Origin of the sequence: Paractinoplanes abujensis, assembly GCF_014204895.1 — a bacterium.
Classification (GTDB): Bacteria; Actinomycetota; Actinomycetes; order Mycobacteriales; family Micromonosporaceae; genus Actinoplanes; species Actinoplanes abujensis.
The window spans coordinates 3,189,183-3,211,265 of sequence record NZ_JACHMF010000001.1 but is presented as its reverse complement, the minus strand read 5'-3'; the positions used below and the strand labels follow the sequence as shown (position 1 = coordinate 3,211,265).

23 protein-coding genes are annotated in these 22,083 nt (G+C 71.9%); 14 read left to right on the top strand and 9 right to left on the bottom strand.

Annotation, left to right across the window (positions count from 1 at the left end):
- Positions 1 to 34 precede the first annotated feature (34 nt).
- Both BKA14_RS14530 and BKA14_RS14525 read left to right on the top strand, forming a co-directional pair.
- Positions 35 to 178, top strand: a complete 144-nt coding sequence (locus BKA14_RS14530) for a hypothetical protein (protein WP_184951464.1) — start codon at positions 35 to 37, stop codon at positions 176 to 178.
- Positions 179 to 224: 46 nt separating this feature from the next.
- Complete coding sequence (locus BKA14_RS14525; RefSeq protein ID WP_184951463.1) at positions 225 to 1,280, top strand: magnesium and cobalt transport protein CorA; 1,056 nt, start codon at positions 225 to 227, stop codon at positions 1,278 to 1,280.
- Here the strand turns inward: BKA14_RS14525 and BKA14_RS14520 are convergent.
- Both BKA14_RS14520 and BKA14_RS14515 read right to left on the bottom strand, forming a co-directional pair.
- Positions 1,240 to 1,557, bottom strand: a complete 318-nt coding sequence (locus BKA14_RS14520) for a hypothetical protein (protein WP_184951462.1) — start codon at positions 1,555 to 1,557, stop codon at positions 1,240 to 1,242. The genes BKA14_RS14525 and BKA14_RS14520 overlap by 41 nt on opposite strands.
- 111 nt (positions 1,558 to 1,668) lie before the next feature.
- Entirely contained in the window at positions 1,669 to 2,841 is a 1,173-nt protein-coding gene (locus BKA14_RS14515; RefSeq protein ID WP_184951461.1) for a sensor histidine kinase, read from the bottom strand.
- A gap of 115 nt (positions 2,842 to 2,956) precedes the next feature.
- Here BKA14_RS14515 and BKA14_RS14510 point away from each other — a divergent pair, with 115 nt between their 5' ends.
- The 6 genes from BKA14_RS14510 (at position 2,957) to BKA14_RS14485 (ending at position 9,732) form a co-directional block, all read left to right on the top strand.
- Positions 2,957 to 3,508: a DedA family protein gene (locus tag BKA14_RS14510; protein ID WP_184951460.1), complete on the top strand. Its 552-nt coding sequence runs from the start codon at positions 2,957 to 2,959 to the stop codon at positions 3,506 to 3,508.
- 25 nt (positions 3,509 to 3,533) lie between these two features.
- The gene (locus tag BKA14_RS14505; RefSeq protein WP_184951459.1) at positions 3,534 to 4,178 is read left to right on the top strand and encodes a DUF998 domain-containing protein; all 645 of its coding nucleotides are present in this window, start codon (positions 3,534 to 3,536) and stop codon (positions 4,176 to 4,178) included.
- Complete coding sequence (locus BKA14_RS14500) at positions 4,178 to 4,798, top strand: DedA family protein (RefSeq protein WP_184956752.1); 621 nt, start codon at positions 4,178 to 4,180, stop codon at positions 4,796 to 4,798. Before BKA14_RS14505 ends, BKA14_RS14500 begins: the two co-directional genes overlap by 1 nt.
- On the top strand, positions 4,798 to 5,847 hold the full coding sequence (locus BKA14_RS14495) for a sensor histidine kinase (protein ID WP_184951458.1): 1,050 nt from the start codon (positions 4,798 to 4,800) through the stop codon (positions 5,845 to 5,847). Before BKA14_RS14500 ends, BKA14_RS14495 begins: the two co-directional genes overlap by 1 nt.
- A 69-nt stretch (positions 5,848 to 5,916) precedes the next feature.
- Positions 5,917 to 8,199 carry a putative bifunctional diguanylate cyclase/phosphodiesterase gene (locus tag BKA14_RS14490; RefSeq protein WP_221477268.1) on the top strand — a complete coding sequence of 761 codons (2,283 nt, stop codon included), beginning with the start codon at positions 5,917 to 5,919 and terminating at the stop codon, positions 8,197 to 8,199.
- Positions 8,200 to 8,280: 81 nt separating this feature from the next.
- Positions 8,281 to 9,732 (top strand): alkaline phosphatase PhoX, encoded by a 1,452-nt coding sequence (locus tag BKA14_RS14485; RefSeq protein ID WP_184951457.1) that lies wholly within the window; start codon positions 8,281 to 8,283, stop codon positions 9,730 to 9,732.
- Positions 9,733 to 9,795: 63 nt separating this feature from the next.
- Here the strand turns inward: BKA14_RS14485 and BKA14_RS14480 are convergent, their stop codons facing one another.
- Entirely contained in the window at positions 9,796 to 11,208 is a 1,413-nt protein-coding gene (locus tag BKA14_RS14480) for an MFS transporter (protein WP_239093264.1), read from the bottom strand.
- 101 nt (positions 11,209 to 11,309) lie between these two features.
- Here BKA14_RS14480 and BKA14_RS14475 point away from each other — a divergent pair, with 101 nt between their 5' ends.
- Positions 11,310 to 11,708, top strand: coding sequence for a MarR family winged helix-turn-helix transcriptional regulator (locus tag BKA14_RS14475; RefSeq protein WP_184951456.1), 399 nt, complete (start codon positions 11,310 to 11,312; stop codon positions 11,706 to 11,708).
- 24 nt (positions 11,709 to 11,732) lie between these two features.
- Here BKA14_RS14475 and BKA14_RS14470 read toward each other — a convergent pair whose 3' ends face one another.
- The gene (locus BKA14_RS14470) at positions 11,733 to 12,293 is read right to left on the bottom strand and encodes a CGNR zinc finger domain-containing protein (RefSeq protein ID WP_184951455.1); all 561 of its coding nucleotides are present in this window, start codon (positions 12,291 to 12,293) and stop codon (positions 11,733 to 11,735) included.
- Positions 12,294 to 12,348: 55 nt separating this feature from the next.
- Here BKA14_RS14470 and BKA14_RS14465 point away from each other — a divergent pair, with 55 nt between their 5' ends.
- Positions 12,349 to 13,635, top strand: coding sequence for an MFS transporter (locus BKA14_RS14465; protein ID WP_184951454.1), 1,287 nt, complete (start codon positions 12,349 to 12,351; stop codon positions 13,633 to 13,635).
- A 70-nt stretch (positions 13,636 to 13,705) separates the two neighbouring features.
- On the opposite strand, the gene BKA14_RS14460 is transcribed toward BKA14_RS14465, so the two are convergent.
- Together BKA14_RS14460 and BKA14_RS45025 are read right to left on the bottom strand one after the other, a co-directional pair.
- A complete protein-coding gene (locus BKA14_RS14460) occupies positions 13,706 to 14,221 on the bottom strand; it encodes a hypothetical protein (RefSeq protein WP_184951453.1) in 516 nt (171 codons plus the stop codon).
- Between the two features lie 59 nt (positions 14,222 to 14,280).
- On the bottom strand, positions 14,281 to 15,066 hold the full coding sequence (locus tag BKA14_RS45025; RefSeq protein ID WP_184951452.1) for a helix-turn-helix domain-containing protein: 786 nt from the start codon (positions 15,064 to 15,066) through the stop codon (positions 14,281 to 14,283).
- Positions 15,067 to 15,129: 63 nt separating this feature from the next.
- Between BKA14_RS45025 and BKA14_RS14450 the strand changes: the two genes are divergently transcribed.
- Positions 15,130 to 15,939 (top strand): SDR family NAD(P)-dependent oxidoreductase, encoded by an 810-nt coding sequence (locus BKA14_RS14450; protein WP_184951451.1) that lies wholly within the window; start codon positions 15,130 to 15,132, stop codon positions 15,937 to 15,939.
- Between the two features lie 11 nt (positions 15,940 to 15,950).
- Here the strand turns inward: BKA14_RS14450 and BKA14_RS14445 are convergent, their stop codons facing one another.
- On the bottom strand, positions 15,951 to 16,832 hold the full coding sequence (locus tag BKA14_RS14445) for a hypothetical protein (protein ID WP_184951450.1): 882 nt from the start codon (positions 16,830 to 16,832) through the stop codon (positions 15,951 to 15,953).
- Positions 16,833 to 17,057: 225 nt separating this feature from the next.
- Between BKA14_RS14445 and BKA14_RS14440 the strand changes: the two genes are divergently transcribed.
- Positions 17,058 to 17,234 (top strand): hypothetical protein, encoded by a 177-nt coding sequence (locus BKA14_RS14440; RefSeq protein ID WP_184951449.1) that lies wholly within the window; start codon positions 17,058 to 17,060, stop codon positions 17,232 to 17,234.
- A gap of 5 nt (positions 17,235 to 17,239) precedes the next feature.
- The gene (locus tag BKA14_RS43915) at positions 17,240 to 20,398 is read left to right on the top strand and encodes an LCP family glycopolymer transferase (protein WP_184951448.1); all 3,159 of its coding nucleotides are present in this window, start codon (positions 17,240 to 17,242) and stop codon (positions 20,396 to 20,398) included.
- A gap of 26 nt (positions 20,399 to 20,424) precedes the next feature.
- Here BKA14_RS43915 and BKA14_RS14430 read toward each other — a convergent pair whose 3' ends face one another.
- Positions 20,425 to 20,757 carry a DUF2256 domain-containing protein gene (locus tag BKA14_RS14430; RefSeq protein WP_184951447.1) on the bottom strand — a complete coding sequence of 111 codons (333 nt, stop codon included), beginning with the start codon at positions 20,755 to 20,757 and terminating at the stop codon, positions 20,425 to 20,427.
- Between the two features lie 216 nt (positions 20,758 to 20,973).
- Here BKA14_RS14430 and BKA14_RS14425 point away from each other — a divergent pair, with 216 nt between their 5' ends.
- Positions 20,974 to 21,201, top strand: coding sequence for a zinc-ribbon domain-containing protein (locus tag BKA14_RS14425; RefSeq protein WP_184951446.1), 228 nt, complete (start codon positions 20,974 to 20,976; stop codon positions 21,199 to 21,201).
- Between the two features lie 105 nt (positions 21,202 to 21,306).
- Here BKA14_RS14425 and BKA14_RS14420 read toward each other — a convergent pair whose 3' ends face one another.
- Positions 21,307 to 21,966 carry a GntR family transcriptional regulator gene (locus BKA14_RS14420; protein ID WP_184951445.1) on the bottom strand — a complete coding sequence of 220 codons (660 nt, stop codon included), beginning with the start codon at positions 21,964 to 21,966 and terminating at the stop codon, positions 21,307 to 21,309.
- Positions 21,967 to 22,083: the final 117 nt, after the last annotated feature.

The following is a 22,083-nucleotide window of genomic DNA, read 5'->3' as shown; positions in this document are numbered from 1 at the left end:
CGGCGCCCCGCAGTAGTCACCGATCGCGTGGGCGTTGCGGAGCAGTTCGCGCAGCACGGGTGAATCGCGGCCGGTCTCGGCGACGAGGCACATCGGCGGCGACGAGCGGATCCTGCACCCCGCGACCGACGACCCGGACGAGATCGAGCGCCTGGCCGAGCTGGTCCTGCCCGGCTGAGGCGTCACCCGGGCGCAGTAGGCTCCGGGCGGGGGTGAGGGGGATCGTGGACGGCCGACGCACCTGGCAGCCGCCGCGGCCGGTGGGCCGCGGGCGGGCCGATCACACGGCGATCGTCGGCTGCGGGCTGTTCGTCGACGGGATCGCCGTCGAGGACCCGGGGCCCGCGGCCGACCTGGCCGGGCTCTACGCGCGGGCCCGGGAGCAGGAGGGCGCGTTCGTCTGGCTGGGCCTGCACGAGCCCACCGAGGCCGCGCTGAGCCGGGTGGCCGAGGTGTTCGGGCTGCACCCGCTGGCCGTCGAGGACATCCTGCACCGCGAGCAGCGGGTCAAGATCGAGCGGTACGAGGACGTGATGTTCTTCGTCGTCCGGGCCGCGCAGTACGTCGAGCACGAGCGGCTCACGGCGACCAGCGAGATCGTCAGCACCGGGTTCGTCCGGCTCTTCGCCGGCCCGCACTTCGTGATCACCGTCCGGCAGGGCACCGTGATGGAGCTCAGCTCGCTGCGCGCCGACCTCAGCGCCGACCCCCGCGCGCTGGCCCAGGGGCCGTGGGCGGTGGTCCACGCGATCCTGGACCGGCTGGTCGACGCGTACGTCGACATCGCGGCCGCCCTGCAGACCGACATCGAGCTGACCGAGGCCGAGGTGTTCGCCCCCGGCACCCCGGTCACCGTCGAGCAGATCTACCAGCTCAAACGCCAGCTGATGAAGTTCAAAGCGGCGGTGCTGCCGTTGCAGCGCCCGCTGGCCGCGCTGGCCGGCAAGGAGCTGCCCAAGGAGATCCGCCGCTATTTCAGCGACGTGGCCGACCACCACACCGCCGCCGTCGAGCAGGTGGTGGCCTTCGACGACGTGCTCAATGCCCTGCTCCAGGCCCGCCTGGCCCAGCTGACCGTGGAGCAGAACAACGACATGCGCAAGATCGCCTCATGGGCCGCGATCGCCGCGCTGCCGACCGCCATCGCCGGCATCTACGGCATGAACTTCACGCACATGCCCGAGCTGAACTCGCACTACGGCTACCCGATCGTGATGGCGCTGCTGTTCGTCAGCGCGTTCACCCTGCACCGTCTGTTGCGTCGCGCGGGATGGCTCTGAGGGCCTGCCGGGCCCGGTGGCGATCCCGCCGGTTCTCCGTACGCCGCCAGAACGCCCACTCGCGGGCCCCTGCGCTCTCGCAGCGGCGATACCAGTACGACTCGGTGCCTTGCCAGGAGCAGCCCGGGCGGTGGTCGCCCAGCCCGGCGCTGTCGCGGGTGATCTTGTCGGGCAGCGTGCACGGCCCGAACCGGTGATCGTGGTGCGGCTTGCACGCCACCATCGGGGCGTCAGCCATCTGGACCCACCACGGGCGGGTCTTGTCGGTCCTGCTCATACGGGCGCCTTCCGGCTCCGTGCCGCCCCGGGCCGGGGCGGTCGCTAGACCGGATGCACCGTGATCACCCTCCCGAGGCGCCGAGCACAACGTGGCATCGAGGATAGCCGCTCAGACAAGAGGGAACCGAGCCGCGACCCGGTAACCGCCGCCGCCGGGCCGGGGCCCGGTCTCCACGGTTCCGCCGGCCAGCCGGGCCCGTTCGCGCATGCCGACCAGCCCGTGACTGGCCCGCGCGCCGGCCTCGATCGGCTGCGGCTCCTCGGCCGGCGCGTCGTTGACGACCTCGACGAGCAGGTCGTCCTCGGTGAGCGTGACGGTCACGCGGGTCGCCGCACCCGGGGCGTGGCGCACGACGTTGCTCAGCGACTCCTGCACGATCCGGTACGCGGCCAGCCCCACCGTGTCGGGCAGGTCCGCGGCGGCCAGGTCGCCGGTGACGGTCAGCTCGACCGGGATGCCGCCGCGGCGGGCCGAGGCGGTCAGCTCGCCCAGGTGCTCGAGGTCGGGCACGGGCGCGAGTTCGCGGTCGGCGTCCTCGTCGCGCAGCAGGGCCAGCAACTGCCGCATCTCGTGCAGGGCGGTGCGGGTGCCCGCGGCGATCCGGCCGAACTCCTGCTTCGCCTCGGGATCGATGTCCTTGATCCGGTAGGCCGCCGACGTGGCCTGCATGTGGATGACCGACATGCTGTGCGCGACCACGTCGTGCAGCTCGCGGGCGATCCGGTTGCGCTCCTCGACGAGGGCCCGCTGGGCCTGTTCAAGCTCGACGTCGTGTCGTACCTCGGCCAGCTGGCGGCGGGCGGCTCCCCGCTGGTTCCAGGCGATCGCGCCGAAGACGGCCAGCAGCGACGTCAGCGCGTACAGGATCAGGGGGAGATCGGCCTCGTCGAGCGGCCGGTGCTGCGGGTCGGTCAGCACCAGCACGATGCCGGTCAGCGCGCTGGCCCACCAGGTGATCACGGCGTCGCGCCAGGGCCGGGTCGCCCCGATCAGCCCGACGTGTGCGATCAGCAGCACCATCACCGGCAGCGGGAGCGGCCACAACCCCTCCACCCCCGGCTTGCCCAGGCTGAACGCGGCCACCCCGGCCAGTTGCAGGAGCAGCGCGGGCCACGGGCGGCGCAGGGCCAGGGGCAGGGCCACGCACTGGGCGGTGGCGGCGGCGTACGAGATCAGCAACGGCACGTCGTAGACCGAGGTCATCAGCAGCGACGTCACGACCAGCAGGAAGCCCGCGACCGCCCCGACGATCAGCAGCCGGGTGCGCGATGCCGTTCTCACCTCCGCGACGGTACGCGTCATACGTCCGGACCAGCCGACCCCCTACGACGGAGCTACGGCGAAGAGCCCCGCGGAGGGACGCCCGGGGCGCCACCGGACCGCGAACCTTCTGGGCATGGATCTGACACAGGCCGTGCTCGAGCACCCCTACCTGGTGCTCGGACCCCTCGTGCTGCTGGAGGGGCCGGCCGCGACGATCACCGCGGGCACGCTCGTGGCGGCCGGGGCGGCCACGTTCTGGCCCATCTGGCTGATCGTCGTGCTGGCCGAGGTCCTCGGCGACACCCTGCTCTACCTGATCGGCCGCAGCGCGCGCCGGCCCTGGGTGGCCCGGTGGCTGCGCAGGATCAAACTGGGCCGGCCGGCCGAGGTCCCGCTGCCGCGCCTGGTCATCACGGCCAAGATCGTCGACGTCGTGGCGTTGCCCGCGTTCATCTGGGCCGGGCTGCAGCGCATCTCCTACCGCCGGTTCGCGGCCTGGGCCGGGGCCACCGCCGCCGTACGGGGTCTGCTCCTGATCGGTCTCGGCGCGCTGCTCGGCACGCAGCTCTCCGGCCTGCTCGCCCGGCCCGGCGGGATCTTCCTGCTGACCGGGGCCGTCGCCGTGCCGGTCTTCCTGTTCCACCTGGCCATGAAGCGCTACCACCAGCGAAAGGGCACCATCTGATGCGCACCCTCGACGAGGTCGCCGCGTGACCACCGCGACGGTCCGGGCCGCGACGAGCCGCTGGTATCGCCACACCCAGCTCAGCCTGGCCCTGGCCACGGTGGCCGGGGCGGGGCTGCTGGTGGTGGGTCACGTCGACCCGATGAACCAGATGCTCAGCGACTCGGTCTCGACAGTGCCCGGCGCCGTGCTGCTCGCCCTGGCCGCGTGCGGGCTGGCCGCGGCGGGGGCCTGTCTGCTGGCCGGCGCCCGGCGCGCGCTGCCCCGGCCGGGGCTGCTCACCGTGCTGCTGGGGGTGTGGTCGGTGTCGCTGCTGGCGCTGGCCGTCTTCCCCACCAACCTGCCCGGCTCCGAGCCCGGCGTCGCGGCCGTGATCCACCGGGTCGGTGCGGGCGCGACGGCTGCCCTCCCGCCGCTCATCGCCCTGCTCGTGGCCCGTCCGGCCGCGCGCCGCGAGGTGACCGGGCGGGTCCGGGCGCTGCGGGTGGCGGGGTGGTCGGCCTCGGCCGCGTGCCTCGCGTTCGCCGTCGTCAACGGGCCCGCGGTGCTGCTCGGGCAAAGCCTTCCCCCGTACGCGGGTCTGGCCGAACGGATCCTGCTCGCGCTCGTGCTCATGGTCGTCGGGCTGTGCGCGTGGGTGCTCGAGGCGGAGGAGCGATCCCGGTGGTGATGCACTGGATCGAAGGCGTGCTGACCTCGCCCGTCATCTACCTGGCCGTCCTCGTGCTGGCCCTGCTCGACGCGTTCCTGCCGATCGTCCCGTCGGAGACGGTCGTGATCGCGGCCGCCGTCTTCGCCGTGTCAGGCATCCCGTCCCTGCCGCTGATCATCGTGCTGGCCGCCGTGGGCGCCTTCATCGGCGACCACATCGGCTACGCCCTCGGCCGGCAGATGCGCCGGCGCCGCCGGCTGGCCCGGCTCGCCGACAAGGCCGGCCCGCACCTGCACCGCCGTGGGGGAGCGCTGATCATCGCGGGCCGTTTCGTGCCCGGCGGCCGCACCGCGATCGTCACCGCCGGCGGCGTGACGGGCTACCCGTTGGCCCGGTTCTCGCTGTTCACTGCGATCGCGGCGACCGTCTGGGCCACGTACTCCGGGCTGATCGGCTACCTGGGCGGCGCCGTTTTCGAGTCCGACCCGGCGCTCGGGCTGGCCCTCGGGGCCGGGCTCGCCCTGACCATCACCGGGCTGGGCGAACTGGCCCGCCGGCTGTGGGACCGCCACCGGGCCCGGGCGGCCGCCGAGGCCGGCGCGCCCGCCCTGGCCGGCGCGGGCGCGCGGGGCGAGTGATGGCGGCCGCGCTGGTGGCCGCGATCGCGCAGTGCGCCGCGTTCCCGCTCGCCGTCCGGCGGCCCTGGCTGGGCACCCTGTTGCAGTTCGCCGGGGTCGTCCTGTCCGCGTGGGCCCGCCCCGGCGGCGCCCGGCCGCTGCCCGAGGCGGCGCTGGTGGTGCTGGCGGTGTACCTCGGCTGGGTCGCCCTGCGGCACCCGTGGCGCACGGCCGTCGTGAGCTGGTGGTCGAGCGTGCTGCTGACCCTCGTGCTGGTGCTGCTCGACCCGGCCGCCCACCCGTTCACCGACGACGAGGCGACGCTGATCGTCTTCCCGGTCAACTCGATGCTCGTGCTCTTCGCCGCGATGGCCTGGCGGCAGCGCGGCGCCGTGCACCGTCAGCTGGCCGCCGCCCGCCGCGACGTCGAGCTCGAACAGGCGCAGCGGGCCCTGGTCTCCGAGCGCAACCGGATCGCCCGCGAGCTGCACGACATCGTGGCCCACACCATGGCGGTCATCCACATGCAGGCGACCTCGGCCGCGTACCGGATCACGGACATCGACCAGCCCGCCCGGGCCGAGTTCGGGCGGATCGCCGCCGGCACCCGCGCCGCCATGCGCGAGATGCGGCAGCTGCTGGCCCTGCTGCGCGACGAGACGGACGAGGCCGCCCGGCAGCCCGCGCCGGACCTGCGGCATCTGGGCGACCTGGCCGCGTCGGCCCGCCTCGGCGGTGTCCCGGTCGACCTCGACGTGCCCGGCGACCTGGAGGTTCCCGGCCCGGTGGGCCTGGCCGCGTACCGGATCGTGCAGGAGTCGCTGAGCAACGTGATCCGGCACGCGCCGGGCGCCGCCACGCGCGTCCGGGTGGTGCTCGACGGCGAGTGGCTGCTGGTCGAGATCGTCAACGACGTGCCGGCCCGCCCGCCGCCGCGGATCGAGAGCGCCGACCGGGCCCGGCACGGCCTGGTCGGCATGCGGGAGCGGGCCCGCCTGGCCGGTGGCACCCTGCAGTGCGGTCCCCGCCCCGGCGGCGGGTACCGGGTCGCCTTCACCGTCCCGGTCTGAGCGGGTTTGCTCCCGGCTCGCAACCGCGTTCGGGCACAGCCGGGGGCGTTCAGCACCGATCTTGGGGTTATGGCAGAACTGCGTGCGCACCCGTCCCGGCTGCTGGCCGCGTCCGTGTGGGGTTCGGGGGCCGTGCTGGCGGCGATCCTGGTCCAGTACGTGACCGGCTGGGGCGACGACGCGCAGGCGCAGGTGCTCAACGACCTGGCCTACCTGCCCGTCACCCTGCTGACGGCGGGGCTGGCGTGGCGGGTGATCCGTTCGAGCCGCCTGGAGCGGCGGGAGCGCCGCGCCTGGATCCTGCTCGAGGTGTCCTTCGTCGCGCAGGCCGTGGCCCACGCGGCCTCGCTGGCCAGGAACTATCTGCCGGAGATGCCCGCCTATCCCGGCGTGTCCGATTACCTGTACTCGGCGGCCATCCCGTTCGTGGTGGCCGGTCTGCTCGTGATGCCGGCCGGGCACCGCAGCCGGACCGAGCGCCTCAAGCTGCTCATCGACTCGCTGATCATCGTGGCCGGCGCCTGCATGGCCCTGTGGTACCTGGAGATCGGCCCGCTCGTGCAGATGCCCGGGGCCGACCTCGAGGTGCTCGTCTTCTCGACCGCCGTCCCGGTGCTCGACCTGCTGCTGGTCTTCGCATTCATCACCCTGCTGCTGCGCCGCCCCGAGATCGGCTCCGTGGTGGGGCTGCTGAGCGGGTCGATGGCGCTCAAGGTGATCGCCGACAGCACCTACACCATCGCGTACGTGCAGTTCAACGTGTTCTTCCGGCCCGGCAGCTGGCCGTTCGTGCTGTGGGCCGCGGGCGCCTTCCTCTCGCTGCTGGCTGTGTACCGCCGCCTGCAGCACGACGCCCTGAGCCAGGGCGTGCGTCAGGGCCGCCGGGGCCGGCTCGGCTGGCTCCCGTACGGTGCGGTCGCCCTCGCGTACGGGCTGATGACCTTCCTCGCCCGCGAGCAGGACTTCTACCCCCTGGGCGGGATGATGTTCGGCGCGGTCGTGCTGACCAGCCTCGTCATCGCCCGGCAGATGTTCGCCCAGCGCGAGAACCGGCGCCTGGCCGTCACCGACCCGCTGACCGGGCTCTACAACCGCGCGCTGATCACCGAGCGGCTGGCCGACGTGACCGCGCAGCCGCCGCGCAAGGGCCGGCTCAGCGCCGTCCTGCTGATCGACCTCGACCGCTTCAAGCCGATCAACGACGCGCACGGGCACGAAGCCGGCGACGCCGTGCTGCAGGCCGTCGCGACGGCGATGCGCGCCGTGATCCGTTCCGGCGACACCGCGGGCCGGCTCGGCGGCGACGAGTTCGCCGTCGTGCTGCCCGCCCTGCCCGGCCGGGCCGCTGCCGAGAGCATCGCCCAGCGGCTGGTCGACGCCCTGCGCACGCCCGTGATCTTCGGCGATCTCGTGCTCAGCGTCGAGGCCAGCATCGGCGTGGCGTTCCACGACGAGACCACCTCCGACGCCACCCAGCTGATGGCGCACGCCGACGTCGCCATGTATGCGGCCAAGCGCGCCGGCCGCGGCCACTTCCGCGTCTTCACACCGGAGCTGGACACCCAGGCCCGCGACGCCGAACTGCGCCGCGCGGTCGACAACGACGAGCTCGTCGTGCACTTCCAGCCCGTGGTCGACCTGCACGGCGGCGAGCGGCTGGCCGTCGAGGCCCTCGTCCGGTGGAACCACCCCACCCGCGGGCTGCTGATGCCGGGCGCCTTCATCGACCTGGCCGAGGAGACCGGCGCGGTGATCCCCATCGGCGAGTGGGTGCTGCGCGACGCGTGCCGGCAGGCGGCCGGGTGGCGGGCCACGAACCCCGCCGCCGAAGGCGTGTGGCTCAGCGTCAACCTGTCCGCGCGGCAGGTCGTGCAGGCCGACCTGGTCCCCACGATCCGGGCGATCCTCGACGAGACCGGGTTCCCGGCCGACCACCTGGTGCTCGAGCTGACCGAGAGCGTGGTGCTGCAACCCGACGAGCAGACCGTGGACCGGCTCAACGCGCTGCGCGCGATGGGCATCGGCATCTCGGTCGACGACTTCGGCACCGGCTACGCGGCGCTGAGCTACCTGCGGACGCTGCCGGTCTCCGTGCTCAAGATGGACCGCTCGTTCGTCACCGGCATCGACACCGACCCCGGCACGTACGCGGTCGCCGAGGCCGTGGTGCGCCTGGCCCACGCGTACGAGCTGTACGTGGTGGCCGAGGGCATCGAGACCGACGCGCAGGCCCGGTGCCTGGTCGAGATGGGCTGCACGTACGGGCAGGGCTACCACTTCGCCCGCCCGATGCCCGGCCCGGCGATGGCCGAATACCTCCTCGAGCGGGGCAGCGCGCCCGTCGCCTCCTGACGGACGGCCGCAACTGATTCTTCACCGATCCCTCATGTGGATGGCGCATCGGTGTTGGTCCATGACGGTTGGCTGTGCGGCATGCCTGCATCTCGCCGCACCTTTCTCGCCGGTGGCGCCGCCGCCGGTGTCGGTCTTGCCGTGGCCGGTTCCGTCCCGTCGCTGGCCCAGGCCCACCCGGGCCGCCCGGCCGGTCCCGGCCGGGGTCACGTTCCGTTCCCGCCGCTCGTCGACGACCCCGACGGCATCCTGGCCCTGCCCGAGGGTTTCCAGTACGCGATCGTCACCCGTACGGGTGTCACCAAGCTCGACCGCGGTCAGGGCGTCACCCCGTCCGACCACGACGGCATGGCGGTCTTCGACGCGGGCCGCGGCCGCTACACGCTGATCCAGAACCACGAGAACGACCCCGGCGCCGAGTTCGGCGTGCCGCACGTCAAGGGCACCGTCTACGACCCGGGCGCCCTCGACGCCGGCGGCTGCACGGTGATCACGACCGACCGCGCCGGGCGCAACCTGGGCGAGTTCGTGGCCATCTCCGGCACCGTCTCCAACTGCGCCGGCGGCCCGACCCCGTGGGGCACGTGGCTGACCTGCGAGGAGACCGAGGACCGGGCCGGCTCCCGCTGGGCCGAGGGCGGCCGTACGGGCGTCTTCCAGAAGGACCACGGCTACGTCTTCGAGGTGTGGGCGGACGGCACCACCGACCCACGGCCGATCAAGTGCCTGGGCCGTTACGCCCACGAGGCCCTGGCCATCGACAAGGATCGCACCCACATCTACCTGTCCGAGGACGCCGACCAGCCCAACGGCCTGTTCTACCGCTGGACCGCCCCGCGCGGCGTCAAGGTCGGCCCCAAGGTGCTGACCCGCCTGCCCGCCGACGCCGGGGTGCTGGCCGCCATGCAGATCATCCTGGACGACGGGTCGGTGCTGCCCGACGTCGCCTACCTGACCTCGGCCCAGCTGGGCCGGCCCTTCCCCGTACGGTGGATCGAGGTGCCCGAGCGGGATGCGCGCACCGCGCCCGTCCGTGAGCAGTTCACCGACGGCCAGGTCACGCGGGGCCGCAAGTTCGAGGGTGTGTGGGGTACCGACGAGGGCGTCTACGTCGTCAACTCGTACGCCTGGGAGGAGGGCGAGCTGCCCGCCGACGCCGCACCCCACGACGGCATGGTCTGGTTCTACCACTACCAGAACCAGACGATTCAGCTCGTCACGTACTTCCCGCACCAGCCCCCGGCCGAGGACGGGGCGCCCGCCAAATACACCGACCTGCAGTTCGACGGCCCCGACAACGTCACCGTCACCCCCTGGGGCAGCCTGGTGCTGGCCGAGGACGGCGCCGGCGCCTCCCACGTGCTCAGCTCGTTCCCGGGCGGACCCACCTACGCGATCGCCCGTAACCAGCTCAACGACTCCGAGTTCTGCGGCCCCACCTTCACCGACGACGGCCGTGTCCTCTTCGTCAACATGCAGGACCCGGGCCTGACCCTGGCCATCACCGGCCCGTGGGAGAAATACCTGGGCTGAGCTCGCGTCGCGCCGACCGGCCCGGGTCCGCCGCGTACGGCGTACCCGGGCTCGGATCCTCGGTCAGGGCCGGCGCAGGGCCAGCGGGACGACGTTGAGCAGCAGGCCCGCGACGGCCACGCCGGTGACCAGGCCCACCCCGGGGTGGAAAGCGCTGAAGCTGCCGGACGTGGTGGCCGCGACGACCAGCCCGGCCACGACGGCGAGGACCAGGGCGGCCCCCACCTGACCGCTCGACTGCACGAGGCCGGAGGCCAGGCCCTGCTCGGAGTCGTCGACACCGTCGGTCGCCTGGGCCATGATGGCGCTGAAACCGAAACCGAAGCCGCCACCGAGCAGCAGCATGGTGGGCAGGATGGTGGCCGGGTAGCGCGGGTCGCTGCCCGCCGTCACCAGGATCCACACGTAACCCAGGCTCAGCGAGATCATCGCGACGGTGATCAGGCGGGTCGTTCCGTAGCGGTCGATGAGCCGGCCCACGAACGGAGAACCGAAGGCGACCAGCAGGCCGGCCGGCAGCAGGGCGAGGGCCATCCGCAGCGGCGACCAGTGCAGGACGTCCTGCAGGTACAGCGTCATGATGAACTGGAAGCTGACGTACGACCCGAGCAGGGCCACCATGCTCAGGTTGGCCCGGACGATCGAGCCGCTGCGCAGGATGCCGAGGCGCACCAGCGGATGCCGTACGCGGTTCTTGATGAGCACGAAGGCGGTCAGCAGCGCGACGGCCAGCACGAACAGGATGATACTCGTCGGTGCGAGCCAGCCCCGGGCTGGTGCGGTCACGACGGCATAGACGGTGAGCAGGGTGCCGGCGGTGAGCGTCACCGCTCCGCCCAGGTCGTGGCCGCCTTCGGTGGCGGGCCGGTCGCGGGCGATCAGGAAGAGACCGCCGATCAGGGCGGCGATGGCCAGCGGCACCGGGACGAGGAAGTTCCATCGCCAGCCCAGGCTGGTCAGCACCCCACCGAGGATCAGCCCGGACGAGTAGCCGCTGGCGCCGAAGACGGTGAACATCGACAGCGCCTTGTTGCGGGCCGGCCCCTCTCCGAACGTGGTGGTGAGGATGGACAGGGCCGTGGGGGCGGTGAACGCCGCGGCCACACCCTTGATGAAGCGGGTGGCGATGAGCAGGCCGCCGTCGTCCACGAGCCCGCCGATCAGCGAGGCGACGGTGAAGACGCCGAGCGCGATCAGAAAGACCCGGCGCCGGCCGAGCAGGTCGGCGGTGCGGCCGCCGAGCAGCAGCAGGCCGCCGTAGCCGAGCACGTAGCCGTTGACCACCCACTGCAGCGACGTCGTGGACAGGCCCAGCTCGGAGCCGATGGACGGCAGCGCCACACCGACCATGGAGACGTCGAGGCCGTCGAGGAAGAGCACGGCGCACAGGACCGCGAGCACGCCCCAGAGCCGGGCGTTCCACGCCTGAACGGAGGGCCTCGCCGGCGCCGCGGGAAGAATCTCTGATGTGAGCACGTCGGCGACACTAGATGCACGCGCATTCAATGCACAAGCATAAAAGCTGCGCACATATATTGCGCGTGCATCTAGCTCTCGCGGCGAGTAGCATGCCGGGCATGGTGACCGACTCCGCGCTGATCGATCGGTGGCGTTCGCTGCTGACCAGCTACAACCTGGTCGCCGCCCACCTCGAACGCGCCCTGCAGGACGCGCACGAGCTGACGCTCAGCGACTTCGAGACGCTCGACCGCCTCACCACCCGCGAGTGTGACAAGCGGCGCATGCAGGACCTCGCCTCCGAGATGTACCTGAGCCAGAGCGCCCTCTCCCGGACGGTGGCCCGCCTGGAGAAGGACGGCTTGGTGCTCCGCACCATGTGCCAGGACGACCGGCGCGGCGTGTTCGTCGAGCTCACCTCGGCGGGGCGGCAGCGGCACGAGCAGGCCCGAACCACTCATCTGAGCGTCCTGTCCGAGCACTTGGGCGCTGCTTCGGACGTCGCCGATCCGGCCTGACGGGCCGGCGGGGTTCCACCCGTCCTATTCAGCCGTCCGGCGACGGTCGCGCCAGGCCTCCTGCTTGGCCCGGTTGCCGCACAGTCGCATGGAACACCATTTCCCGGTGCCGCCGCGGGAGGTGTCGTAGAACGCCCAGCGGCACGTGTCCCGGGCGCACACTTTGAGCCTCGGCCAGGTGCCCGCGGTCATCGATTCGATCACCCGGAGAACGATTTCGCCGAGCGCTCCGTCGGCACCCTGCGCCTGCGCTGTCGCGTGCCAGTCGCGCTCGGGGGTGAAGGAGAACGCGATGGCCGCCCGGCGCGCGACGTCGTCCAGGACGGTCGTCACCGCGATGGGCAGAGCGACCCTGTCGTGATTGCAGAAGGCCGCCGTCCGCAAGGCTTCGCGAAGCTCGTGCGCCCGGCGGAACTCGTCGTCGCCGACCGGCCCGGCCGGCCCCAAGCCGGCCGAGCTCAGCCAGCGGCGCAGGCCCTCGGTGTCCCCGATGGCATCGACGCCGTCCTCGATGTCCAGGGTGTTGACGAATCGACGGACCAGCTCCAGCCGATCCGGGGCCGCCATCGAAACACCGGTTGACACTCCGCCATCATAACTCTCTTGCCTCTTTCAACGGTTAGCCATAACCTCCTTAGCTATGAAGCCGGTTACTCCGACCGCGGCGGACCACGAGCCGGTGACCTCCACGTGGTCCAACCAGAACTTCCGCCGGCTCTGGCGCGGGTCGGCCGCATCGACCCTCGGCAGCGAGGTCGCCGAGATCGCGCTGCCCCTGTTCGCCCTGGTGACGTTGTCCGCCTCCGCGGCCGAGGCCAGCACCCTGCGGGTGGCCCAGTTCCTGCCGTTCCTGCTGGCCACCCTGCCGGTCGGGCTGCTGGTCGACCGGTTCGAGCACAGCCGTCTACGCCTGATGATCGGCGCCGACCTCGGGCGCGCGCTGCTCATCGCGCTTCTGCCCGTGGCCGCGTGGACGGGGACGGCCGGCATGCCGATGCTCTACGTTGTCGTCTTCGCCGCCGCCACCCTCACGGTCGTCTTCCAGGTCGCCGACTTCGCGCTCCTGCCGAAGATCGTCACGGAGGGTCAGCTGGTCGAGGCCAACGGCAAACTGGCCGCCACACAGTCGGCGGCCGAGATCGGCGGACGCGGTGTCGGGGCCCTGCTCATCCAAGCCCTGTCCGCTCCCGTCGCCCTCCTGCTCAACGCCGTCGGCTACCTGATCTCAGCGAACTCCCTGAGCCGGATCCGCCTGCCGCGCCCGCACGAGGACCAGCCGGCCGACCGCGCACCGGCCCGGCCCGGCCTGGTGCGCGGCATCACGTTCACGCTGTGCCACCGTTTCGTGCGGCCACTGCTCGGCGAGGCCGCCACCTTCAACCTCTTCAACGAGATCCTGATGCTCGGCCTGCTGCTGTACGCCGTCCGGACCGCCCACCTGAGCCCGCTGGCCATCGGCGCGATCTTCACGGCCGGTGGCCTGGGATCGTTCGCCGGCGCCTGGTTCGGGGCCCGCTTCACCGCCCGTTTCGGCTACGGCCGGGTCCTGCTCGTCACGTTGGCCGCCGGCAACAGCGCACCCCTCGGTGTGCTCCTCGCCGACCGGAGCGGCAGCGGGCTTCTGGCCCTGCTGTGCGCGATCTTCGTCGTCATGGGAGCCGGCATCGGCATCGCCAACGTCCACGCCGTCAGCCTGCGCCAGGCCGCCACCCCGACAGAACTGCGCGGTCAGGTCAACGCCGCCTACCGCCTGGTGTCCTGGGGCGCCATCCCGCTCGGGGCCGCGGCCGGCGGCATCATCGCCACCCAGGCCGGCCCCTTCACCGCGATGGCAACCGGCGCGGCCGGCGTCGCCGCGGCCACCCTGTGGGTGGCCTTCTCGGCCGTTCCCACCCTGCGTGACATCCACGACGCGTCCCGCCCGTAACCGGCGTCCACAAGGCCCGCAACGGTATACCTCGAAGCAGGTGCCATGGTTGCGCTGAGGGCGCGCCGCCTCAGACCGGGGCCGGCTCCCGCGACGGCAGAGCCAGCGGCAGGCAGGCCACCAGGATCGTCGCCGCCGCGAACGGCAGCAGATCCAGCCGTACGCTGATCGACACATAGCCGGCCAGGAACAGCAGCGGGCTCCACAGTGGCACCCGCCCGGCCGCCGCGAGCAGGCCCAGCAGAGTCAGCAGGCCCAGCCCGAACAGCGCCGGCCCGGTGACCTCGAGCCATCCGGCCAGCGGCGGGAAGTCGCCGTACAGGTCACCTGCGATCACCCAGAGGAAAGACGCCACACCGGCCACCGCTGCGACGGCCGCCGCCGTGGCGACCCCGCGGCGCCGGACCGGGACCGAACCGCGCAGCTGCACCGCGAGAAGGCCGAACAGCGCCATGCCGATGAAGAAGGCGACGTGGCCGATGTCCCACGCCGGCCCGTTGTGCCGGTCGCCGTCCCAGCCGTCGATCCACCGCGCGATGCCGTACGCCAGCAGGAAAAGGGGCGCGAGGAGAGCCGTCGGTCTCATAGCCGAAGCCTAGGAACGACGCCGCGCCGGAGGACATCGGTGGATACCCGTAAGTCTCCTCAACGTAAGCGGGCCAGCGCGGCCGCAGACGACGTGCCCGGGTCGCCCTGGTAGGTGATGAGCACCCGGTCCGGGCTACCCGCGATCGACAGCGCCTCGCGCCGTAGTGTCAGCGACCCGACGATCGGGTGGTCGAATCGCTTGACCGCGTCGCGTACCGGCCGGACGTCGTGAGCCGACCACATCGCCCGGAAGTCGCTGTCGCCCAGCATCGACGAGATGAGTTCAGCCGTACGGGGATCGTCCCGGACACCCTCCGCACGCAGGGCGGCAGCGGTCTGCGCGGCAATCTCGGTCCAGTCGGGGAACAGTGTGCGCACGGCCGGATCGAGAAACATGCCCCGCACCAGGTTTTCGCCGGGCAGGTAGAGCGTGGAGAGTGCCATGGCGCTCTTGTTGGCCGCCAGCACGTCGAAGCGCCGGTTGCGGACGTACGCCGGGACGTCGGTCCACGCGTCGAGCAGTCGCTGCACGACATCGGACACCTCGTCGTGCCCCGTGACCAGCGGTGGCGGCCCGGCCAGCGCGTACAGGTGCGCCGTTTCGTCGGCGTTCAGCCGCAGAGCGGTGGCCAGCGCCCGCAACACCTGTGGCGAGGGGTTCCGGTCCTGTCCCTGCTCGAGCCGGGTCAGGTAGCGCGGGCTCACTCCGGCGATGCGGGCAAGTTCCTCACGACGCAGCCCCGGCACACGCCGGCGCCCGGACGGCTTCAGTCCCACTTGCTGCGGCGGGATCCGCCCGCGCCGGGCCCGGAGGAAATGGCCGAACTCGTTGTCGCCGTGCACCTGCTCGAGGCTACCCCTGGCAGGGGTCTGGTTACCGGTGGTCCGGAGGCGGACGGTCGAGTCATGAAAACATGGTTCATCACCGGTGCGTCCCGCGGCTTCGGACGGGTCTGGGCGCGAGCGGCGCTCGACCGCGGCGATCGGGTCGCCGGGACCGCACGAGACCCGCGCACACTCGAAGACCTGGCCCGGGCGCACGGCGACCGGTTCCTCGCGCTGCCCTTGGACGTCACCGACCGCCCGGCCGTGTTCGCGGCGGTGTCACGGGCCGTCGACACGTTCGGCCGCCTGGACGTCGTGGTCAACAACGCCGGATACGGATTGTTCGGCACGGTCGAGGAGACCACCGAGGACCAGGCCCGCGCGCAGATGGAGACGAACTTCTTCGGCGCGCTGTGGGTGACCCAGGCCGTCCTGCCTGTGCTGCGGGCCCAGGCCCAGGGTCACCTCCTGCAGGTCTCCAGCATCGGCGGCATCGGCGCCTTCCCGACCCTCGGTCTCTACAACGCGTCGAAGTGGGCGCTCGAAGGGCTCAGCGAGGCCCTCGCCGCCGAGCTGGCCCCGTTCGGGCCCCGAGTGACGATCATCGAGCCCGGCCCGTACGGCACGGACTGGTCCGGCGAGTCTGCCGTGCACACCGACCCGATCGAGGCTTACGAGCCGGTACGCGAGGCGCGCCGGGCCGGAGCGACGGGGCGCAGGCCGGCCGACCCCGCGGTGACCGCCCCGGTCATCCTGCACCTGGTCGACGCGGAACGTCCGCCCCTGCGCCTGTTCCTCGGCCCGTACCCGTACGTCGTGGCCGAGAAGCTCTACCGCGAACGGCTCGCCACCTGGGACGAGTGGCGCCCGCTGGCGGAGCAGGCGATCTGAGGGGCAGCTGGTCAGACTCCGGCGAACACGGCCGCGTAGCGGATGCCGGCGCCGAGCCCACCGCCCTGCACCGAGATCGGGTAGCGGCCCAGCGCGGCCTGCGCGTCGAACTCGGCCTGGTACTGCGCCGGCGTCAGATCGTGCCGGGCCACCCAGGGGCCGATGTGGTCGTTGGTGAAGATTGCCGCGTACTGCAGATCGTCGGACGCGTCCACCATCGTGGGCCGCATTCCCTGCGGGGTGTATTGGTCGAACCAGTTCTGATACTCGCCGGACGTACCCATCGCCTGCGCCCGCCACGCGATGCGATCGGGGTTGGGCACGCAGGTGACGGCGTAGGCACGGTCGGCCGGCCCGCCGTAGATGGCCAGGGAGCTGGGGACACACCGGTTCCGGCGAGCCCAGGTCATCACGTTGGCCAAGGTCCCGGGGGTGGTGGACGCGCCGTCGACCAGGCCGTGCCGAGCCAGATACGTGCCCGGCGGCCGCTTCTCGAACACGGCGGCGAACACCGGGTTGGCCCGGCTGCCGGTGGCACTGACCCGCACCGCGACGTATCCGGCTGCGCCGAGTTCGTTGAACCTCGCCTGGTAGCCGGCGGCACTGAGACCATGGACCGCCGCCCAGGCCGGTCCACCGCGCCGGACCCAGACCGCGGCGTAGAGCGGGTCGGACCGGTTGCCGTACACGCTGATCGAGATCATCCGATAGCCCTGCTGGCTCAGGCTGTCGAAACGCTGCTGGTGCGTCGCGCCGGAAACGCCGTGATAGGCGGTGACCGCAGCCGCTTTCGCCTGCGCCGGGGCGGAGCTCAGCAGGCCGGCTCCGGCGCCGGCGGTGAGCCCGGCGGCGGTCAGCAGAGCGCGGCGGGACAGAACGACGTCGAGTGTCATGGCGGTGCCTCCACGGACCGATCTCGCGTCCTCAGGTGGACGCGGCCGGGACCGACTGTCTCACAAATCATCTCTTAATGGTTTGAATCCGTTGTAAGTGGTCATGTCTTCTCTCTTTGGGGTTCGCCGCAATGACGACGCCTCGGGCGTGGGGCAGAGCACAGTTTCCCGGAAGCAGGGGTTCACCGGGGTCGTTTAAGATCGCTCGGCACAGCATGGGGGAGCATGAGCGACATCAATGACACGCGGCGGCTTCGGCCGGCGCGGAAGCCGGTGTTCACCGACTGGCGGGGCAGGCGGCGCCGGGTGGTCATCGGGGTGGGAATCGTTGCCGGCGCGGCGCTGGCGGGCTGGCTGGTGCTCATCGTGGCCGGTGTCCTGCTGGCGGCGGGGAGCGGCTGACCGAGGTGCCGCGACACCGTAACGCCGGGCGCCCGCGGGCGCACTGGGCGATCTTCGGGCTGGCCCTGGCCGCGCTGGTGGCCACGCTTTTTCTGGACGACTTCGCGCGGGAGACGGGTGGCGGGACCGTGCCGCCGGGGGAGACCGAGATCGTCGAGCGCGGCTCGGCTGTGGACGGGCCGCTGATCCGCGTGGTGAACAACCGGGTGGTGGCGGAGCGGCTGCCCCCGCGGACGGTCGCGCTGACGTTCGACGACGGGCCTGACCCCGTGTGGACTCCGCAGATCCTGGACGCGCTGCAGCGGCATCACGTGAAGGCGACCTTCTTCGTGGTCGGGGCGCACGTCAATCAGCACCCGGAGCTGGTCCGCCGGATCGTGGCCGAGGGGCATCAGCTGGGGCTGCACTCGTTCACCCACCGCGACCTGGCGACCATGTCGGAGCCGCGGCGGCGGGTCGAGTTCGAGCTGACCCGCAACGCCGTCGCGCACGCCACCGGGCTGGATGTGCGGCTGTTCCGGCCGCCGTACCTGGCGTCGCCGGCCAAGGTGGACAAGCGGGCCCTCGACATGATCACCGATGCGGGCGCGAGCGGCTACACGACCGTGCTGGCCGATCGGGACACCACCGACTGGCGGCGGCCCACCCCGAAGACGATTGCCAACCTGGCCATGCCGCCCGACGCGAAGGGCGCGATCGTCCTCATGCACGACGGCGGCGGGGACCGGTCCAGCACCGTGGCGGCCCTCGACCTGCTGCTGCCCCGGCTGGCCGCTGACGGTCGCACCACGACGGTCGTCCCGGGCGTGCCGCAGGAAGCCCGCACGAGGGAGAAACTGCAGGGTGGCGCGTTCGCCCTGGTGCAGCGGGGAGCGGGCTGGACCCGTACGGGCCTGTTCTGGTTGATGATTTTCGCGACCGCACTGGCCGGCACGCGCATGGCCATTCAGGGCGTCTGCGCGTGGCGGCATGCCCGGCGGCGGCGCAAAGAACCGCTTCCCCCGTACGACGTGCCGGTCTCGGTCATCGTGCCGGCGTTCAACGAGGCGGCCAACATCGCCGCCACCGTGCGCTCCCTGCTCGCGAGTGAGCACCGTGAGCTGGAGATCGTCGTGGTCGACGACGGCTCGACCGACGGCACGGCCGACCTGGTGGAGGAGCAGTTCCCCGTACGGGTTCTGCGCCGGCGCAACGGTGGCAAGGCGGCCGCGCTGCGGGCGGGAGTGGCCGCGGCCACGCACGACATCCTGGTGCTGATCGACGGGGACACGATCGTCGAGCCGGACACGATCGGCATGCTCGTGCGCTCGTTCGCCGACCCCGCGGTCGGGGCTGTCGCGGGCAACGCCAAGGTGGCCAACCGGCGCGGCGTCATCGGGCGTTGGCAGCACCTCGAATACGTGGTCGCGTTCAACCTGGACCGGCGCGTGTTCGAGATGGGCGACTGCATGACGACCGTGCCGGGCGCGCTGGGCGGGTTCCGGCGGGCCGCGCTGGAGGCGGCGGGCGGCGTGCACAGTGACACCCTGGCCGAGGACACCGACCTGACGATGGCGGTCGTGCGGGCCGGCTGGCGGGTGGTCTACGACGACATGGCCTGCGCCTGGACCGAGGCCCCGGGCACGTGGAAGGGCCTGTGGCGGCAGCGTTACCGCTGGTGCTACGGCACGATGCAGGCGATGTGGAAGCACCGGCACGCCCTGGTCGAGAAGGGGCCGGCCGGACGCTTCGGGCGGCGCGGGCTGGGTTATGTGGCGGCGTTCCAGCTGTTGCAGCCGCTGCTGGCCCCGATCATCGACGTCTACCTGGTCTATTCGCTGCTGTTCCGGCCGCCCGGGCTGGAAGCGGTGTTCTGGCTCGGCATCCACGTGGCCCAGGTCGCCGTGGCGGCGTACGCGTTCCGGCTCGACAAGGAACCGGCCGGTCCGCTGTGGTCGTTGCCGCTGCTGCAGATCGGCTACCGGCAGCTGATCTACCTGGTGACGATCCAGTCCGCGGTGACCGCGCTGGCCGGCAGCGGGCTGCGCTGGCACGTGTCAAAACGGACCGGGCGGGCGGCGGCGCTGGTCACCACCGACGACGCGAAGGCGGCACGCACCCAGCGCCTCGTGCGGCTGATCCGACTGGGCATCTATCGCGACCCCCGCTGGGCGCGCTACACCGTACGGGCGGGAATGGTCTTGATCTTGATCAGCGCGGGTGTGTGGGCGGGCGGCACGATGCTCACCGGCCGGTACGCCGACGCCGTGTCGCGCGAGGACCTGCTCGGCGAGGCCGCCGCCTACCACGCCGACCCGGACGGCTGGAGCCTCGACAAGGCGCTGAACATCCTGCTCATCGGTGTGGACTGGCGCAAGGGCCAGACCGGCATGATCCGCTCGGACACGGTGATGGTGCTGCACGTGCCGAAGGCCAAGGACCGCGCCTACCTGTTCTCGCTGCCGCGCGACACCATCGTCGACATCCCGCCGCTCGCGGCCACCGGCTTCCGCGGCGGCCGGGACAGGCTCAACAGCTCCTTCGCGTACGGGGCGGGAATCGAACAGGACCGGGCCCGAGGCGGGCGCCTGCTGGCCGCGACAGTGCGCGAACTGACCGGCCTGCCCGGGCTCGACGCGGCGGTGCTGGTCGACTTCTACGGCTTCTCCGACGTGGTCAAGGCGCTCGGCGGCATGAACGTGTGCGTCGACGCCGACGTGCGCTCGATCCACACGCACAAGATGTTCCGGGCCGGGTGCCGCAAGATGAGCGGCGAGGACGCCATCGACTACCTGCGGCAGCGCAAGAAGGTCAAGGGCAGCGACTACGGCCGGCAGGCCCACCAGCAGCAGTTCATCGGCTCGATCGCGGCCGAGGCGAAACGGCAGAACCTGGCGGCCAACCCGGTCAAGCTGGACTCCCTGCTGCGCGCGGCCGGGCACGCGATGACCGTGACGACCGGCCCGGCCGAACCGCTCGACCTGGCCTTCGCCCTGCGCGGCATCAACCCCGGCCGGATCACCATGCTGCGCACCCCGGGTCACGGCCGCCACGACGCCGCCGGCAACTACCTCGGCGAAGTGCTCGACCCGCCCGCCCACCAACTGTTCCGGGCCGTACGGGAAGAGAAGTTGCCGCAGTTCGTGGCGACCCACCCCGATCTGGTCGGAGGTCCCGCCCTCTAGCGCCCGCGACCTGGGGGAAACCGCCGTCACAGCTTGCTGATGTCGACGTCCCCGCGCGCGGTGCTCGGATCCACCGGGCGCCCGTTCTGCAGCCAGCGAACCCGCCCGGCCGCCGCCAGCCGGCGCGCCGCGCGCCGCACATCCTCGCGCTCACCGTCGATGTCGGTGAGCGGGAAACGCCGCTTGCGCTCGCTCGCGGCCAGGATCCGGACCTCCAGCTCGCGATCACCGTCGCGAAGACCCCGCCGGCGGCAGGCGCTGCTGCACCAGCGGACGTTGTCCCAGTCCGCGGCCCAGGCCTTGCGCCAGGTGATCGTGCGTCCGCACGAGGCGCAGGTCTTGGATTCCGGAGGAGCCACGACACCGATGGTAGTCAGACCCGGCCGGTCCCGGTCGTCCGTGGCCGATCGCGGCGCACGGCGGTTTCTCCGGCACCGGCGCCGGCGTTCAGGACGGCGACTTTCGGTGTCGATGGCCGGCAGCGACCGGCCCGGCGGCTGCTGGACCCACCTCCGCCGGGGCGGCCGAACGCGCTGTTCCGGAGCCCCGGGCGCGGCTGACGTACCGTTGACAGCGTGTTCTTCATCTTCGGACTGCGCAGCAAAGACAAGATCGTCGGGTCGCGGGTCGGGCAGTGCGAGGTGTGCGGGGCCGTGGCGGCGCAGACGCTCGTCCGGCGTACGACGAAATTCAGCCTGTTCTTCGTGCCGCTGTTCCCGGTCCGCCCGGCTCGCCACTTCGTGGTGTGCACGAACTGCGGCCGCTCGCGTTACGCCGCCCGGGAGGAACTGATCTCGGCCTGATCGCGGGCCCCGGGCCGGAGGTACTGGTCTCGGCCTGATCGCGGGCCCCGCGCCGCAGGTACTGGTCTCGGCCTGATCGCGGGCCCCGCGCCGCAGGTGCCGGCTTCAGCCTGATTCCGGGCCGAACCGTAGGTGCTGGGTGATGCGGTAGCGGTCGCCGCGATAGACCGAACGGGCGTGCTCGATGACCCGGCCCGCGGCGTCGCGGGTGGTGCGCTCGAACAGCAGGGCGGGGGAGTGCGGCGGCACCTCGAGCAGGCGGGACTGCGCGGGCGTGGTCAGCGTGGGCTCGGTGGTCTGCACGGCCTCGGCCGGGAACACCCCGTGAACCTCGCGCAGCCGCTGGTAGAGCGACTCGCTCGTGAAGTCGGCCTCGGACAGGCCGGGGGCGACGGCCAGCGGCACGCGGATCTCCTCCAGTGCCATCGGGGCCCCGTCGACGATCCGCAGGCGTAGCGCGCGGATCGTGTCGTCCGGGGTCGTCACCGCGTACTCGAGCAGTTCGCTTCGCCAATCGCCCTCGGCCGGGGGCAGGTCGGCCGACGACGGCACCTCCTGGGAGATTTTACGGAGGTTGCGGAACGTGCCGCGACCGTGGCGGCGCACCAGCAGGCCCTCGCGGGTCAGCTCCTCGATCGCGATGCGCAGGGTCGGGCGCGACGTGCCGAGCTGCACGCTGAGGTCACGCTCGGAGGGAAGCGGCTCACCGGGCGTGACCGTGCCGACGATCTCGCGCAGCCGTTCGCGCACCTCGGTCCGCCTCATCGGGCCAACTCTGCCGGTTCATCCGGGCCGAGTCACCTGTGCCACGCCTTAAATCCCGTCAAGGGCATTGACGTACGCCGTTGGCCTGGGGTTTTTTACCAGTGGTCAACTTTTCCC

What these genes read in the sequence shown, in the direction of transcription:
- BKA14_RS14445 (WP_184951450.1), bottom strand. Translation starts at nt 16,832, where the DNA reads ATGACACTCGACGTCGTTCTGTCCCGCCGCGCTCTGCTGACCGCCGCC.
- BKA14_RS14475 (WP_184951456.1), top strand. Translation starts at nt 11,310, where the DNA reads ATGGTGACCGACTCCGCGCTGATCGATCGGTGGCGTTCGCTGCTGACC.
- BKA14_RS14485 (WP_184951457.1), top strand. Translation starts at nt 8,281, where the DNA reads ATGCCTGCATCTCGCCGCACCTTTCTCGCCGGTGGCGCCGCCGCCGGT.
- BKA14_RS14420 (WP_184951445.1), bottom strand. Translation starts at nt 21,966, where the DNA reads ATGAGGCGGACCGAGGTGCGCGAACGGCTGCGCGAGATCGTCGGCACG.
- BKA14_RS14510 (WP_184951460.1), top strand. Translation starts at nt 2,957, where the DNA reads ATGGATCTGACACAGGCCGTGCTCGAGCACCCCTACCTGGTGCTCGGA.
- BKA14_RS14500 (WP_184956752.1), top strand. Translation starts at nt 4,178, where the DNA reads ATGCACTGGATCGAAGGCGTGCTGACCTCGCCCGTCATCTACCTGGCC.
- BKA14_RS14490 (WP_221477268.1), top strand. Translation starts at nt 5,917, where the DNA reads ATGGCAGAACTGCGTGCGCACCCGTCCCGGCTGCTGGCCGCGTCCGTG.
- BKA14_RS14520 (WP_184951462.1), bottom strand. Translation starts at nt 1,557, where the DNA reads ATGAGCAGGACCGACAAGACCCGCCCGTGGTGGGTCCAGATGGCTGAC.
- BKA14_RS14450 (WP_184951451.1), top strand. Translation starts at nt 15,130, where the DNA reads ATGAAAACATGGTTCATCACCGGTGCGTCCCGCGGCTTCGGACGGGTC.
- BKA14_RS14495 (WP_184951458.1), top strand. Translation starts at nt 4,798, where the DNA reads ATGGCGGCCGCGCTGGTGGCCGCGATCGCGCAGTGCGCCGCGTTCCCG.
- BKA14_RS14460 (WP_184951453.1), bottom strand. Translation starts at nt 14,221, where the DNA reads ATGAGACCGACGGCTCTCCTCGCGCCCCTTTTCCTGCTGGCGTACGGC.
- BKA14_RS14440 (WP_184951449.1), top strand. Translation starts at nt 17,058, where the DNA reads ATGAGCGACATCAATGACACGCGGCGGCTTCGGCCGGCGCGGAAGCCG.
- BKA14_RS14465 (WP_184951454.1), top strand. Translation starts at nt 12,349, where the DNA reads ATGAAGCCGGTTACTCCGACCGCGGCGGACCACGAGCCGGTGACCTCC.